We start from the raw sequence: 17,592 nt of genomic DNA, 5'->3' as shown, positions 1-17,592 counted from the left end.
GCCGTGCGCCGGAGTCCGCGAGGGTGAAGTCGAGGCGCTGACGGGGGTAGGCGGGGTCGAGGGGCACGTAGGTGCCGCCGGCCTTGAGGATGGCGAGGAGTGAGAGGAGGAGGTCCTCGGAGCGCTCCAGGCAGAGTGCGACGCGGACCTCGGGCCCGACGCCGAGGGAGCGCAGGTGGTGGGCGAGCTGGTTGGCGCGTGTGTCCAACCAGGCGTAGGAGAGGCGCCGGGTGCCGACGACGAGGGCGGTGGCGTCGGGAGTGAGAGCCGCCTGCTGGGCGACGAGGTCGTGGAGGAGGCCGCGACGCAGTTGGGTGCGCGTGTCGTTCCACTCGACGAGCAGCGTGTGCCGCTCGTCCGGCGTCAGCATCGGAAGCTCGACGATCCGGGTGTCCGGGCTGGCGACCGCGGACTCGATCAACACCTGGAGGTGCTTCACGAGCCGCTGGATCGTCTCTTCGCGGAAGAGGTCGGCGCTGTAGGTGATGGTGCCTTGCAGCCCCTGCTGTGACGGCGTGAAGGCGAACGTGAGGTCGAACTTCGCCGCGTGGTCCTCCACCTCCACGGGGTGGATGGACAGCGCTCCCTGGGGCGCGACGGGGCTCGACGTGGGCGTGTTCTGCACGAGGAGCATGGCCTGGAAGAGCGGCGTGCGGCTCAGGTCACGTCGAGGATGCAGCTCCTCGACGAGCTTCTCGAACGGCACGTCCTGGTGGGCCTGGGCTCCCAGAGTCGTCTCCCGCGCACGGGCGAGCAACTGGCGGAAGGTAGGCGCGTCGTCCAGACGGGCTCGCAGCGCCAGCGTGTTCACGAAGAAGCCGATGAGGCCTTCCAGTTCGGCGAAGCGACGACCGGCGATGGGCGTCCCGACGACGACGTCATCCTGACCGGAGTAGCGCCCGAGCAGTGCCTGCGTGGAGGCCAGCAGGGCCATGAAGAGGGTGGCTCCCTCCTCCTGCCCCAGGGTCTCCAGTGCCTGGCTCACCGACACGGGAAGGCGGAAGTGGACGGCCCCTCCTCGCGCGGACTGTACGGGCGGACGCGGGAAGTCGGTGGGCAGCTCCAGTGCGTGAGGCGCACCCGTGAGCTGCTGCTTCCACCAGGCCACCTGCCGCTCCAACACTTCGCCCTGCAACCACGAACGCTGCCAGACCGTGTAGTCGGCGTACTGCACCGGCAGCTCGGGCAACGGCGAGGGCCGGCCCTGGCGGAAGGCTTCGTAGAGCGCGGACACCTCGCGCACCAACACGCCTCCGGACCAGCCGTCGGAGACCACATGGTGGAGGTTGAGCAGCAGCACGTGCTGGTGCGCGGAGAGGCGCAGCAGGCGGGCTCGCATGAGCGGGCCCCGGGCAAGATCGAACGGCGTCCCGGCTTCTTCCTGGGCCAGACGACGGGCCTCGGTCTCCGCGGCTTCGTGCGTGCTGAGATCGAGCACGGGAAGGGCGAAGGGCGCGGGCGCATGGACGCGCTGCATGGGCGCGCCGTTCTCTTCATGCAGGGTGGTGCGCAGGGATTCGTGACGGCGCACAAGCTCCGTGAAGGCCTGCTCCAACGCGGCTGCGTCCAGCGCACCCTCGAGTCGGAGCGCCGCCGGGATGTTGTAGGCCGATCCCCCGGGCTGGAGCTGATCGAGCAACCACAGCCGCTGCTGGGCGAAGGACAGCGGCAGGGAGGCGTTCGTCCTCGGCGTGGCGACCAGGGCGGGCAGGGCCGTGGCGCTATGGGCCTGCTCCACTCGCAGGGCGAGCTGCTCCAGGACCGGCGCTTCGAAGAGGGCGCGGAGCGGCAGCTCCACGCCGAAGGTGGTGCGGATGCGGGACACCAACTGCGTGGCCAGGAGCGAGTGGCCTCCCAGCTCGAAGAAGTGATCCTGACGGCCGACGCGATCGACTCGCAGCACCTGGGCCCACAGGACCGCGAGCCGCTGCTCCGTGGACGTTCTGGGGGTGGCGTGGTTCGCACGCCGCGAGGTGCCGGCTTCCGGCTTGGGAAGGGCCTTGCGGTCCACCTTGCCGTTGGGCGTGAGGGGGAAGGTGGCCAGCGTCACGAAGGTCGCGGGCACCATGTACTCGGGCAGCCGCTGCTTGAGGAACGCGCGCAGGTCGTTGGGCGCCAACGCGGAGGTCGGCACCACGTAGGCGACGAGGCGCTGATCTCCCGGGACGTCCTCGCGGACCAGGACCGTGGCGCCCTGGATGGCGGGATGGCTCTGGAGCGCGACTTCGATTTCGCCCAGCTCGATGCGGAAGCCGCGCAGCTTCACCTGGAAGTCGATGCGGCCCAGGTACTCCAGCGTGCCGTCCTCCCTCCAGCGGGCCTTGTCTCCGGTGCGGTACATGCGCTCGCCGGAGTCGGTGCCGAAGGGATTCGGGACGAAGCGCTCGGCGGTGAGGTCCGCGCGGCCGAGGTAGCCGCGTGCGAGGCCCTCACCCGCGATGAACAGCTCTCCAGCCACGCCCACCGGAACCGGTTGCTGGCGTGAGTCCAGCACGTAGGTCCGTGCGTTGAGCAGCGGGCCGCCCAGCGTGGGCTTCGTGCCCTGACGGACCGCGAAGGTGGTGGCATCGACGGTGCACTCGGTGGGCCCGTAGACGTTGAAGGTGCGCGTGCGCTCGGAGGCGGCCAGCACGTTCCAGGTGGCCTCATCGAGGGCTTCGCCACCGGGCACCAGCAGGGTGGGCGCGGCTTCGCCTTCGAGCAGTCCAGCCTGGAGCAGCAGCCGCAGCAGAGACGGGGTGCAGTCCAGCGCGGCAACCTGGTGCTGACGCTGCCACGCCACCATCGCTTCGGCGTCCTGCCGCGTGGCTTCGGGGACGATGCACAGGCAGTGGCCGTCCAGCAGTTGGACGAGCTGCTGCACGGAGGCGTCGAAGGCCAGCGGTGCATTGAGGCTGACACGCGTGCCGGTGGGCAGGCCCCGGTAGACGGTCCGCTTCAGCGCAGCGTGCAGGTTGAGCACGGAGTCATGCCGCACCATCACGCCCTTGGGCGTTCCGGTGGAGCCGGACGTGTAGATGACGTACGCGAGGTGCTCAGGGGCGGTGGTGGACTCCAAGTTGTGCTCAGGCAGTGAGGCCCAAGGCGTCTCCTGCGCATCGACGGTCAGCACCGTCAGGCCATCCGGGAGCCCGGAGGTGGAGAGGTGCCGCTGGGTGAGGAGCACCGGGGCCGCGCAATCGCGGAGGGCGAAGGCGCGGCGCTGCTCGGGCCAGGAGGGCTCCAGCGGGACGTAGGCGCCGCCCGCCTTCAGGACTCCGAGGAGTGCGACGAGCATGTCCACGGAACGCTCGAAGCAGAGCGCGACGCGGACTTCGGGCCCGACGCCCAGGGAGCGCAGGTGACGTGCAAGCTGGTTGGCGCGGGCGTTGAGCTGCGCGAACGAGAGCACCATGTCGTTGAAGCGCACGGCGGGCGCTTCCGGCGTGCGAGAGGCTTGCTGCTCGAAGGCGGCTGCGAACGTGGAGGGAGGCAGCTCCTCGTTCGTTTCATTCCAGGCGTGGAGCAACTGCTGACGCTCGTCGGGCGTCAGCAGGGGCAGCTCGGAGAGACGCACGTCCGGGCGGGTGGTGAGGGTCTCCAGCAGCACCTGGAAGTGCCGGGCCATGCGGCCGGCAGTGGCCGGAGCGAGCAGGTCGGTGCTGTACTGGAGTGAACCGAGGATGCCTTCCGGCGTCTCACTCAGGTCGAGGGAGAGCTCGAACTTGGCGAGGCTCTCCGCGTCATCACCGAGCGGATGCAGGGACAGTGAGGGCAGGGCGAAGGCCTGCACGGGCACGTTCTGCAGCGAGAAGAACGCCTGGAAGAGCGCGGAACGGCTCAGGTCGCGCTGGGGCTGAAGCTCTTCGACCAGCTTCTCGAACGGGACGTCCTGGTGCTCGAAGGCTCCGAGGGTGGACTCGCGCACCTGGGTCAGGAGCTGGCGGAAGGTGCTGGCCGCATCCACGCGGGCGCGCAGCACCAGCGTGTTGACGAAGAAGCCGATGAGGCCCTCCGTCTCCGAGTGACGGCGGCCCGCGATGGGCGTGCCGACGAGGAGGTCATCCTGTCCGCTGTAGCGCGAGAGCAGGAGCTGCCACGCGGACAGCAACAGCATGAACGGGGTGGCACCTTCACGCTTCGCCAACGCTTCGACGGACCGGCTCAGCTCACGGGACAAGCGCACCGGGATCCGGGCGCCCCGGCTGGAGATCGCCGGAGGACGCGGGAAGTCCGTGGGCAGTTCCAACTGAGTAGGGGCACCCGAGAGCTGCTGCTTCCACCACGCCACCTGCCGCGCGAGCACGTCGCCGGCCAGCCACTGGCGTTGCCAGACGGCGTAGTCGGCGTACTGCACTGGCAGCTCGGGCAGGGGAGAAGGACGGCCCTGACGGAAGGCCTCGTAGAGGGCGGCCACTTCACGCACCAGCACCCCGCTGGACCAGCCGTCGGAGATGACGTGGTGCAGGTTGAGGAGCAGCACGTGCTGCTGCGCGGAGAGGCGCAGCAGTTGAGCGCGCACGAGCGGACCGTGCGCGAGGTCGAACGGACGCCGTGCATCGGCCTGGGCCAGTCGGCGGGCTTCTGCCTCCGCGGCTTCGTGCGTGCTCAGGTCGAGCACGGGAAGGGCGAAGGGGGCGGGCACGTGGATGCGCTGCACGGGTGTGCCGCCCTCGTCATGCAGGGTGGTGCGCAGGGATTCGTGACGGTGCACCAGCTCCGTGAAGGCCTGCTCCAGCGCGGCGGTGTCCAGGGCCCCGTCCAGCCGGAGGGCGAACGGGATGTTGTAGGACGCATCCCCGGGCTGGAGCTGATCCAGGAACCACAAGCGCTGCTGTGCGAAGGACAGGGGCAGGCTTGCATCCGTCCTCGGCGTGGGCCGTAGGAAGGGCAGTGCGGTGGTGGGGTCCGCGTGGTCGATGCGCAGTGCGAGCTGATCGAGGGTCGGCGCCTCGAAGAGGGCTCGGAGGGGCAGCTCGACTCCGAAGGCGGTGCGGATGCGGGACACCAGCTGCGTGGCCAGGAGCGAGTGGCCACCCGACTCGAAGAAGTGATCCTGACGGCCGACGCGATCGACTCGCAGCACTTGGGCCCACAGGATGGCGAGCCGCTGCTCCGTGGCCGTGCTTGGGGCGACGTAGTGATCGCGCCTCGTGGCGGAGGCTTCCGGTTTGGGGAGGGCCTTGCGGTCCACCTTGCCGTTGGGCGTGAGGGGGAAGGTGGCCAGCGCGACGAAGGTCGCGGGCACCATGTACTCGGGCAGCTTCTGCTTGAGGAACGCGCGCAGGTCGCTGGGGTCGGGGTTGGAAGCGACGACGTAGGCGACGAGGCGCTGATCTCCCGGGACGTCCTCGCGGACCAGGACCGTGGCGCCCTGGATGGCGGGATGGCTCTGGAGGGCGACTTCGATTTCACCCAGTTCGATGCGGAAGCCGCGCAGCTTCACCTGGAAGTCGATGCGGCCCAGGTACTCCAGCGTGCCGTCCTCCCTCCAGCGGGCCTTGTCTCCGGTGCGGTACATGCGCTCGCCGGAGTCGGTGCCGAAGGGATTCGGGACGAAGCGCTCGGCGGTGAGGTCGGCGCGGCCGAGGTAGCCGCGTGCGAGGCCTTCACCCGCGATGAACAGCTCTCCAGCCACGCCCACCGGAACCGGTTGCTGGCGTGAGTCCAGCACGTAGGTCCGCGTGTTGAGCAGCGGGCCGCCCAACGTGGGCTTCGTGCCCTGACGGACGGCGAAGGTGGTGGCGTCGACGGTGCACTCGGTGGGCCCGTAGACGTTGAAGGAGCGGGTGTGCTCGGAGGCGACCAGCATGTTCCAGGTGGCCTCGTCGAGGGCTTCGCCACCGGGCACCAGCAGGGTGGGCGCGGCTTCACCTTCGAGCAGTCCGGCCTGGAGCAGCAGTCGCAGCAGGGACGGGGTGCAGTCCAGCGCGGCAACCTGGTGCTGGCGCTGCCACGCCACCATTGCTTCGGCGTCCTGTCGTGTGGCTTCGGGGACGATGCACAGGCAGTGGCCGTCGAGCAGTTGGACGAGCTGCTGCACGGAGGCGTCGAAGGCCAGCGGTGCATTGAGGCTGACACGCGTGCCGGTGGGCAGGCCCTGGTAGACGGTCCGCTTCAGCGCGGCGCGCAGGTTGAGCACGGAGTCATGCCGCACCATCACGCCCTTGGGCGTGCCCGTGGAGCCGGAGGTGTAGATGACGTACGCGAGGTGCTCAGGAGCAGCGATGGGCTCCAGGTCGTGCTCGGCCAGTGAGGCCCAAGGCGTCTCCTGCGCATCGACGGTGAGCACCGTCAGGCCGTCCGGAAGCCCGGAGGCGGAGAGGCGCCACTGGGTGAGGAGTACCGGTGCCGCGCAGTCGCGGAGGGCGAAAGCGCGGCGCTGCTCGGGCCAGGAGGGCTCCAGCGGGACGTAGGCGCCGCCGGCCTTCAGGACGCCGAGGAGGGCGACGAACATGTCCGCGGAACGCTCGAAGCAGAGCGCGACGCGGACTTCGGGCCCGACGCCCAGGGAGCGCAGGTGACGGGCGAGCTGGTTGGCGCGGGCGTTGAGCTGTGCGAACGAGAGCACCGTGTCGTTGAAGCGCACGGCGGGCGCTTGCGGCGTGCGCGCGGCCTGCTGCTCAAAGGCGACGGCGAACGTGGAGGGAGGCAACTCCTCGTTCGTTTCATTCCAGGTGTGGAGCAGTTGCTGACGCTCATCGGGCATCAGCAGGGGCAGCTCGGAGAGACGCACGTCCGGGCTAGCGGTGAGGGCTTCCAGCAGCACCTGGAAGTGCCTGGCCATGCGGCCGGCGGTGGTCGGCGTGAGCAGGTCGGCGCTGTACTGAAGCGCGCCGATGAGCCCTTCCGGCGTCTCACTCAGGTCGAGGGACAGTTCGAACTTGGCGAGGCCTTCCGCTTCGTCCCCGAGCGGATGCAGGGACAGCGAGGGCAGGGTCAGGGCCTGCACCGGTACGTTCTGCATCGAGAAGAACGCCTGGAAGAGCGCCGAGCGGCTCAGGTCGCGCTGGGGCTGGAGCTCCTCGACCAGTTTCTCGAAGGGGACGTCCTGGTGCTCGAAGGCACCGAGGGTGGATTCGCGCACCTGGGCCAGGAATCGGCGGAAGGTGCTGGCCGCGTCCACGCGGGCGCGCAGCACCAGCGTGTTGACGAAGAAGCCGATGAGGCCCTCGGTCTCTGATTGACGGCGCCCAGCGATGGGTGTGCCGACGAGGAGGTCATCCTGTCCGCTGTAGCGCGAGAGCAGGAGCTGCCACGCGGACAGCAACAGCATGAACGGGGTAGCGCCTTCACGCTTCGCCAACGCCTCGACAGCCTGGCTCAGCTCGCGGGACAGGCGCACTGGCACCTTTGCGCCACGGTTGGACGGGACCGAGGGACGAGGGAAGTCCGTGGCCAGTTCCAACTGGGTGGGAGCACCCGAGAGCTGCTGCTTCCACCACGCCACCTGCCGCGCGAGCACGTCGCCGGCCAGCCACTGGCGCTGCCAGACGGCGAAGTCGGCGTACTGCATGGGCAGTTCGGGCAGCGGTGAGGGACGGCCCTGGCGGAAGGCCTCGTAGAGGGCGGCCACTTCGCGCACCAGCACCCCGCTGGACCAGCCATCAGAGATGACGTGGTGCAGGTTGAGCAGCAGCACGTGCTGCTGTGCGGACAAGCGCAGCAGTTGGGCGCGCACGAGCGGACCGCGCGCGAGGTTGAACGGACGCCGTGCATCGGCCTGGGCCAGTTCGCGGGCCTCGGCCTCTGGAGCCTCGTGGCTGCTCAGGTCGCGCACGGGGAGGGCGAAGGGCGCGCGCGCGTGGATGCGCTGCACGGGCGTGCCGCCCTCGTCATGCAGGGTGGTGCGCAGGGACTCGTGACGGCGCACGAGTTCTGTGAAGGCCTGCTCCAGCGCGGCGGTGTCCAGGGCCCCGTCCAGCCGGAGGGCGAACGGGATGTTGTAGGACGAGCTTCCAGGCTGGAGCTGATCCAGGAACCACAAGCGCTGCTGCGCGAAGGACACGGGCAGGGCCGCGCTTGTCCTCGGCGCGGCGACCAGGGCGGGCAGGACCGTGGTGCTGTGGGCCTGCTCCACTCGCAGGGCGAGCTGCTCCAGGACCGGCGCTTCGAAGAGGGCTCGGAGCGGCAGCTCGACTCCGAAGGCGGTGCGAATGCGGGACACCAACTGCGTGGCCAGGAGCGAGTGGCCACCCGACTCGAAGAAGTGGTCCTGACGGCCGACGCGATCGACTCGCAGCACCTGGGCCCATAGGACCGCGAGCCGCTGCTCCGTGGCCGTGCTCGGGGCGACGTAGTGATCGCGCCTCGTGGCGGAGGCTTCCGGCTTGGGCAGGGCCTTGCGGTCCACCTTGCCGTTGGACGTGAGGGGGAAGGCGTCCAGCGTCACGAAGGTCGCGGGCACCATGTACTCGGGCAGCTTCTGCTTGAGGACGGCGCGCAGATCGTTCGCGTCGAAGCCGGGCGCCGGCACGACGTAGGCGACGAGGCGCTGATCCCCGGGCACGTCTTCCCGGGCCAGGACGGCGGCGTCCTGGACGGTGGCGTGGCTCCGGAGCGCGGCTTCGATTTCGCCCAGCTCCAGACGGTAGCCACGCAGCTTCACCTGGAAGTCGATGCGGCCCAGGGACTCCAGCGTGCCGTCTTCCCGCCAACGGGTCTTGTCGCCGGTGCGGTACATGCGCGCGCCAGGGCCTGCTCCGAACGGGTTCGGGACGAAGCGCTCGGCGGTGAGGTGCGGGCGGTCCAGGTAGCCCCGCGCGAGCCCTTCGCCCGCGATGAACAGCTCTCCGGCCACGCCCACCGGCACTGGCTGCAGGTGCGTGTCCAGCACGTAGGTCCGCACGTTGAGCAGCGGGCCGCCCAGCGTGGGCTTCGTGCCCTGGCGGACCGCGAAGGCGGTGGCGTCGACGGTGCACTCGGTGGGCCCGTAGACGTTGAAGGTGCGCGTGCGCTCGGAGGCGGCCAGCGTGTCCCACGTGGCCTCGTCGAGGGCTTCACCGCCGGGGACCAGCAGGGTCGGGGCGTTCTCTCCCTCCAACAGGCCGGCCTGGAGCAGCAGCCGCAGCAGGGACGGGGTGCAGTCCAGTGCGGCGACCTGGTGCTGGCGCTGCCACGCCACCATCGCCTCCGCATCCACTCGCGTGGCTTCGGGGACGATGCACAGGCAGTGACCGTCCAGCAACTGGACGAGCTGTTTGACGGAGCCGTCGAACGCGAGCGGCGCGTTGACGCTGACGCGCGAGCCGGTGGGCAGGCCCTGGTAGACGGTCCGCTTCAGCGCGGCGCGCAGGTTGAGCACGGAGCCGTGCCGCACCATCACGCCCTTGGGCGTGCCGGTGGAGCCGGACGTGTAGATGACGTACGCGAGCGTCTCCGCCGTGGCGAGCGGCGCCAGGTCCTCCGCGGACAGCGTGGACCCGGGCTGCTCGCTCGCATCCAGGCTCACCACCGTGACGCCCTCGGGCTTCCAGGACGTGACGAGGCCGCGCTGCGTGAGGAGCACCGGGGCCTGGCTGTCCCGGAGCGCGAAGTCCAGGCGCTGCGTGGGCCAGGAGGGATCCAGCGGGACGTAGGCTCCGCCCGCCTTCATCACGCCGAGCGCGGCGACCACCATGTCCACCGACCGCTCGATGCGCAGCGCGACCCGGACCTCGGGCCCCACGCCCAGCGTGCGCAGGTGACGGGCGAGCTGATTGGCCCGAGCGTTGAGCTGGGCGAACGAGAGCACCGTGTCCTCGTAGCGCACGGCGGGGGCGCTCGGCGTGAGCGCGGCCTGGTGCTCGAAGGCGGCGGGGAACGTGGTCGTCGGGACCGGCTCGGCCGCGGTGTCGTTCCAGGTGTGGAGCAGTTGCTGGCGCTCATCGGGCGTCAGCAGGGACAGCTCGGAGAGGCGCACGTCCGGGCGGGTGGTGAGGGCTTCCAGCAGGGCCTGGAAGTGTCGGGCCATGCGGCTCACGGTCGCCGGTGCGAACAGCTCCGCGCTGTACTTGAGCGCGCCCATGAAGCCTTCCGGCGTCTCGCTCAGGTCCAGGGAGAGTTCGAACTTGGTGACGGGCTCGCCTTCGTCCTCGAACGCGTGCAGGGACAGCTCGGGCAGGGACAGGGGCTGGATGGGCGCGTTCTGCAGCGCGAAGAACGCCTGGAAGAGCGCGGAGCGGCCCAGGTCCCTTCGGGGCTGGAGTTCCTCGACCAGCTTCTCGAAGGGGACGTCCTGGTGCTCAAAGGCGCCGAGGGTGGACTCGCGCACCTGGGCCAGGAGCTGGCGGAAGGTGCTGGCCGCATCCACGCGAGCGCGAAGCACCAGCGTGTTGACGAAGAAGCCGATGAGGCCCTCCGTCTCCGCGTGACGGCGGCCCGCGATGGGCGTGCCCACGAGGAGGTCGTCCTGGCCGCTGTAGCGCGACAGGAGGAGCTGGAAGGCGGACAGCAACAGCATGAAGGGGGTGGAGCCTTCGCGCTGCGCCAGCGCTTCGACGGCCCGGCTCAGTTCGCGCGACAGGCGCACCGGGAACCGGGCGCCTCGACCGGAGAGCTCCGGCGGACGGGGGAAGTCGGTGGGCAGCTCCAACTGCGTGGGCGCTCCTTCCAACTGCTGCTTCCACCATGAGACCTGCCGTGCGAGCACGTCGCCCGCCAGCCACCGGCGCTGCCACGTGGCATAGCCGGCGTACTGCACGGGCAGCTCCGGCAGGGGCGAGGGCTGGCCCTGGCGGAAGGACTCGTAGAGGGCGGCCACTTCACGCACCAGCACTCCGGTGGACCAGCCGTCGGAGATGACGTGGTGCAGGTTGAGCAACAACACGTGCCGGCGTTCGGCGAGGCGCAACAAGGTTGCTCGCAGCAGCGGGCCCCGGGCGAGATCGAATGGACGGCTGGCATCTTCGCGGGCCAGTCGGCGCGCTTCACCCTCGGGGGCTTCGTGCGTGCGCAGATCCCTCATCGTGAGGGGGAACGGCGCGGGCGCGTGGATGCGCTGCACGGGCGTGCCGGCCTCATCACCCAGGGTGGTGCGCAGGGCTTCGTGGCGCCGCACCAGCTCCGTGAACGCTTGCTCCAGCACGGCTGCGTCAAGGGATCCGTCCAGCCGGAGGGCGAACGGCATGTTGTAGGCCGCGGACCCGGGGTGGAGCTGATCCAGGAACCAGAGGCGCTGCTGCGCGAAGGACAGGGGCAGGGCCTCGTCCGTCCTCGGCGTGGACGTCAGGGCGGGCAGCGCGGTGGTGGTCCCGGCCTGATCGATTCGCTGCGCGAGCTGTTCGAGGACCGGGGCTTCGAAGAGGGCGCGCAGGGGCAGCTCCACGCCGAAGGTGGAGCGGACGCGCGCCACCACCTGGGTGGCGAGGAGCGAGTGGCCTCCCAGTTCGAAGAAATGATCTTCCCGACCCACGCGCTCGACGCGGAGCACTTCGGCCCAGAGCGCGGCCAGATGCTGCTCCGTCGGCGTGCGCGGCGCGACGTAGCGCTCGCGCTGCGCGGCGCCAGCTTCCGGTGCGGGAAGGGCGTTGCGGTCCACCTTGCCGTTGGGCGTGAGCGGGAAGGCCGCGAGGGGGATGAAGACGGAAGGCACCATGTACTCCGGCAACTTCTGCTGGAGGTGGGTGCGCAGTTCGTTGGGGTTGGCGTTGGACGCGACGACGTACGCGACGAGACGCGGGTCCCCGGTGGATGAATCTCGGCGAGCGAGGACGAGTGCCTGCTGGACGGAAGGGTGCTGGCGCAGGGTGGCTTCGATTTCGCCCAGCTCGATGCGGAAGCCGCGCAGCTTCACCTGGAAGTCGGTGCGGCCCAGGTACTCCAGCTGCGCATCGGCGCGACGGCGCACGAGGTCTCCGGTGCGGTACATGCGAGCGCCGGGCGTGGAGCTGAAGGGGTCCGGGACGAAGCGCTCGGCGGTGAGGTCCGCTCGTCCGAGGTATCCGCGCGCGAGGCCGGCGCCCGCCAGGTACAGCTCCCCGGGCACGCCGATGGGCTGCGGGAAGAAATGGGGACTGAGGACGTAGGCGCTCGTCTCGGGAAGGGGCAGGCCGATGGTGGGCTCGGCGGGGCCTTCAGGGACGCGGGTGAAGGTGGAGTAGGTGGTGTCCTCGGTGGGGCCGTAGAGGTTGAGGACATGCTCGACGGAGCCGGTGGAGTAGAGGGCGCGAGCGAGGGTGCCCGGGAGGGGCTCGCCGGCGAGGTTGATGGTGCGCGCGGCGGGAGGAATGGCGCCGAGGCGCAGCAGCTCCGCGATGGCGGAGGGGACGGTGTTGATGAGCGTCACCTCGGAGGCGGCGGGCAGGCCGGCCAGCGCGAGGGCGTTGTCAGCGAGCAGGACGGCGCCACCGCAGGAGAGGGGCGCGAAGAGCTCGAAGACGGAGAGGTCGAAGCAGACGGAGGTGGCGGCGAGGGTGCCCTTGAGTTGGGCCGGGGAGAAGGTGCGAAGGGCCCAGTCGAGGAAGGCGGAGGCGCTGGCATGGGAGATGGAGACGCCCTTGGGCCTGCCAGTGGAGCCGGAGGTGTAGATGACGTAGGCGAGGTTCGCCTCGGAGACGTCGGAGTGCGGGGCGGAGGTGGGGCGCGCGGCGACGGCTTCAGGAAGCGCGTCGAGGCAGAGGGTGTCGAGCCCCTGGGTGTCGAGCTTGAGGGAGTCGAGCAGCGACTGGTGGGAGAGCAGGAGCCGTGCGCCGGAGTCCGCGAGGGTGAAGTCGAGGCGCTGACGGGGGTAGGCGGGGTCGAGGGGCACGTAGGTGCCGCCGGCCTTGAGGATGGCGAGGAGTGAGAGGAGGAGGTCCTCGGAGCGCTCGAGGCAGAGTGCGACGCGGACCTCGGGCCCGACGCCGAGGGAGCGCAGGTGGTGGGCGAGCTGGTTGGCGCGTGCATCCAGCTGGGCGTAGGAGAGGCGCCGGGTGCCGACGACGAGGGCGGTGGCGTCGGGAGTGAGAGCCGCCTGCTGGGCGACGAGGTCGTGGAGGAGGCCGCGACGCAGCTGGGTGCGCGTGTCGTTCCACTCGACGAGCAGCGTGTGCCGCTCGTCCGGCGTCAGCATCGGAAGCTGGGACAGCGGCAGCTCTGGCGCGGCGATGGCTGCATCCAGCAGCACTTGCAGGTGCGTGACCATGCGGGCCGCGGTGTCCGGTTGGAACAGGGCGGTGGCGTAGGTGAGGCTGCCCGTGAAGCCCTGCTCCTCTCGCTGGAGCGTGAGGTCCAGATCGAACTTCGCCATCCCGCTGTTGACGTCCACGGCCCGCAGGGTGAGCCCGGGCAGGGACAGCTCGGAGACCGGCGCGTTCTGCAGGACGAAGAGCACCTGGAAGAGCGGGCTGCGGCTCAGATCTCTCGCCGGATGCAGCACCTCCACCAGCTTCTCGAACGGCAGGTCCTGGTGCTCGTACGCGCCCAGCGTGGTGTCGCGCACCTGCGCCAGGAGCTGGCGGAAGCTGGCGTCGCCCTTCACGTGCGCGCGCAGCACCAGCGTGTTGACGAAGAAGCCAATCAACGCTTCGGACTCCACGTGCCGGCGACCCGCGATGGGCGAACCCACCGAGATGTCCTCCTGCCCGGAGTAGCGCTGCAACACGAGCTGCCAGGCCGCCAGCAGCACCATGAAGGGCGTGGCCCCCTCTCGCTTCGCCAGGGCCTCCACCGCGTCACTCAGCGCTCGCGGCAGGCGCACCGGCATCACCGCGCCCTGGAAGGACTGCCGCGCCGGACGCTGCTTGTCCGTGGGCAGCTCCAGGTGCGGCGAGGCTCCCGTGAGCTGTCCGCGCCAGTAGTCGAGCTGCGCGTCCAGCACCGGGCCCCGCAGCCAGTTCCGCTGCCACGCCGAGTAGTCCGCGTACTGCACCGGCAGCTCCGGCAGCGGTGAGGCGCGGCCCTGGAGGAAGGCCGCGTACAGCGCCGCGATCTCCCGAACCAGAACGCCCACGGACCAGCCGTCGGAGACGATGTGGTGGATGTTCAGCACCAGTACGTGCTCGGTGTCGCCCAGCTTCAGGAGCAGGGCGCGCAGGAGCGGCCCCTGCTCCAGGTTGAACGGACCGCGGGCCTCCGCGGTGGCGAGGCGCATGGCCTCCGCCTGACGCGAGGACGCATCGGGCAGGTGCGTCAGGTCCGTCACCGGGAGCGACAACGGCCCGGGCGCGTGGATGTCCTGGAAGGGTTCTCCCGCCTCGGTGCGGAAGGTGGTCCGCAGGGATTCGTGGCGACGCACCAGCTCCTCGAAGCTGCGCTGGAGCGCGCCCACGTCCAGCGTGCCCTCCAGCTTCAGGGCCGCGGGGATGTTGTACGTCGTGTCCGTCGGGTCCAACTGGTGGATGAACCACAGGCGCTGCTGCGCGAAGGACAGGGGAAGCACCGCGCTCCGGTCCGCGACCGCCAGCGGCGGGGCCACGAACGCCGGACGGCTGGGATCCTGGAGCGCCTGGAGACGCTGCGCGAGCGCGGCCACGGTGGGCGCCTCGAAGAGGACGCGCAGGCCCAGTTCCACACCGAAGGCCGTGCGCACGCGCGCGACGACCTGGGTGGCGCGCAGCGAGTGTCCGCCCAGCTCGAAGAAGCTGTCGTTCACGCCCACGCGATCGACGCCCAACACCTCGGTGAAGATTCCGGCGAGCGTCTGCTCGGCGGCGCCGCGCGGGGCCACGTACCGGCCTCGCTGGGTCACCTGAACCTCCGGTGCGGGCAGGGCCTTGCGGTCCGCCTTGCCGCTCTGAGTGAGCGGCAGCACGCCCAGGTGCATGAAGACCGACGGCACCATGTATTCGGGCAGGCGCTCCAGCAGGAAGGCTCGCAGCGTCGCCGCTTCCAGCGGGCCCGCGTCCCCCGTGACGTACGCCACCAGTCGCGCGTCGCCAGAGGCATCCGGGCGCACCACGGCCACGGCTTCGCGCACGCCGGGGTGCGCCTGGAGCGCGGCTTCGATTTCGCCCAGCTCGATGCGGAAGCCGCGCAGCTTCACCTGGAAGTCGGCGCGGCCCAGGTACTCCACCGTGCCGTCGGACAGCCAGCGCGCCAGGTCGCCCGTGCGGTACATGCGCGCGCCGGGCGTGGGGCTGAACGGATCCGGAATGAAGCGCTCGGCGGTCAGGTTCGGGCGGCGCCAGTAGCCCCGGCCCACCTGCACGCCCGCGAGGAACAGCTCACCGGGCACACCCACTGGCACGGGCTGGCCATGGCGGTCGAGCACGTGGAGTCGCGTGTTCGCCACGGGACGACCGATGGGCACGCGGCGCAGGTCCTCCGTGCGCGGGCAGTGCCAGTACGTGACGTCCACCGCGGCCTCGGTGGGGCCGTAGAGGTTGTGCACCTCCGCGACGGGCAGCCGCGCGTGGGCCCGGCGCACGAGGTCCGCGGGCAGGGCTTCGCCGCTGCACACCACGCGGCGCAGGTGCGTCAGGCCCTCCAGGCCCGGCTCCTCCACGAAGGCGCGCAGCATGGACGGCACGAAGTGCGCGGTGGTGATGCGCTGCTCGGCCATGAGCCGCACCAGATACGCCGGCTCCTGGTGGCCACCGGGACGCGCCACCACCAGCCGCGCTCCCGTCATCAGCGGCCAGAAGAACTCCCAGACGGACACGTCGAAGCTGAACGGCGTCTTCTGCAGCACCGTGTCTTCCGACGTGAGGCCGTACTCCTGCTGCATCCAGCGCAGGCGGTTGACGACGCCCGCGTGCGCGTTCATCGCGCCCTTCGGACGGCCCGTGCTACCCGAGGTGAAGATGACGTAGGCCAGTGAATCGGCGGTGGCGCGCGGCGCCGGAGGCGTCGTGGGGTGACGTGCGATCCGCTCCCAGCCGGTGTCCAGGCACACGACCTGGGTCCCCGAACCCTTCAGGGGCAGGTTGGAGACGAGGTGCTCCTGCACCAGCAGCACGGGGGCCGCGGTGTCCTCCAACATCCACTGGAGGCGATCGCGCGGGTAGGCCGGATCCAACGGCACGTAGGCCGCGCCCGCCTTGAGCACGCCCAGCAACGCCACGACCATCTCCAGCGAGCGTTCCAGGCACACGCCCACCAGGGACTCGGGGCCCGCTCCGAGCGAGCCCAGGTGGTGCGCGAGCTGGTTGGCCTTCGCGTCGAGCTGCGCGTAGGTGAGCTGCTGTCCCTCGAACACGACGGCGATGGCGTCCGGAGTCTTCGCGACCTGCTGCGCGAAGAGGTCGTGGATGCGCTCGCCCTGCGGATACTCCACGCGCGTGTCGTTCCAGCGCACCAGGACCTGCTGCCGCTCGTCCTCCGTGAGCAGGGGCACGCGGGAGAGGGGCAGGTCCGGCGATGCGACGACGGCCTGGGCCAGCAGGGTCAGGTGTCCGGCGAGGCGTGCGACGGTGGCCTCGTCGAAGAGGTGGGTGGCGTATTCGAGCCGGCAGTACAGGCCCGCGCGCTGTTCGTACACGTCCAGGCCCAGGTCGAACTTCGACGTGCCCGTGGGCACCTCCACCTGGCTCAACTGGAGCGACTGGGGCGCGGCGGCGTCCGAGTCGGGCGTGTTGAGGACGTTGAGCAGCACCTGCACGACCGGGGTACGGCTCTGGTCGCGCGGCACCTGGAGCACGTCCACCAGTCGCTCGAAGGGGGCCTCCTGGCGCGCGTACGCGCCCAGGGCCTGCTGCCTCACGCGGCCCACCAGCTCACGGAAGGTGGGTGCGCCCTCCAGCTTCGCGCGGAAGGCCAGCGTGTTGACGAAGCAGCCGATGAGGCCTTCCACCTCCGGCCTCGTGCGCGCGGCGATGGGCGTGCCCACCGCGAAGTCGTCCTGGTTCGCGTAGCGCCCCAGCACGGTCTGGTAGAGCGCCATCAACACCATGAACGACGTGGCGCCTTCCTTGCGCCCCAGGGCGAGCAGGGGCTCCGACACCTCCCGGGGGATGTGGAAGCGGTGCACGTCGCCCGCGTAGGACTGCACGGCGGGACGCGGCCGGTCCGTCGGCAGCTCCAGCGCGGGCACCCCGGTGAGCTGCGCCTTCCACCAGCGCAGCTGCTCATCCAACATCGCGCCTTCCAGCCACTTGCGCTGCCAGACCGCGAAGTCCGCGTACTGCACCGGCAGAGCCGGGAGCGGCGAAGGCAGGCCCGCGCCGAAGCACGCGTAGAGGACGGTCAGCTCCTGCGCGAGCACCAGCGTGCACCACGCATCGGAGACGACGTGGTGGAGCACCAGTCCCAGCACGTGCTCCTCCGCGCCCAGCCGCATCAGGCGCGCACGGACCACCGGCCCCCGCGCCAGGTCGAAGGGGATGTCCGCGAGCTGTCGGCAGCGGCGCAGCAGCTCCGCTTCGCGCTCCTCGCGCGTGTCACCCGAAATCTCCTCCAACGGCATGGGCAGGCCGCCCGTCGGCTGGACCACCTGCACCGGGCCGCCGTCGGACAGCGCGTACGTGGTGCGCAGCACTTCGTGCCGCTTCACCAGCTCGTCCAGCGCCGCCTGGAGGGCCTTCGTGTCCAGCGCGCCCGTGAGGCGGAAGTTGACGGCGTTGTTGTAGGCGACGTTCGCCGGATCCAACTGCTGGAGGTACCAGAGCCGCTCCTGCGGGAAGGAGAGCGGCAGCGGCTGCGCCCTCGACGCGCGGGGGATGGGCGGAGGCGCTCCAGGCACCGACGCGGTCCGGGGCGCGGGCGGAGGTGCCTTGG

Annotated in this window: 1 protein-coding gene; it reads right to left on the bottom strand. The window is 70.5% G+C overall.

The window, feature by feature from the left end; genetic code table 11:
- The coding region (locus D7Y13_RS23685; RefSeq protein ID WP_120630782.1) for a non-ribosomal peptide synthase/polyketide synthase at window positions 1–17,592 on the bottom strand (17,592 nt) is incomplete at both ends.

The sequence above is a fragment of the Corallococcus praedator genome (assembly GCF_003612125.1).
Classification (GTDB): Bacteria; Myxococcota; Myxococcia; order Myxococcales; family Myxococcaceae; genus Corallococcus; species Corallococcus praedator.
The sequence above is the reverse complement of the archived record's forward strand: the minus strand, read 5'-3'. Positions and strand labels throughout refer to the sequence as shown.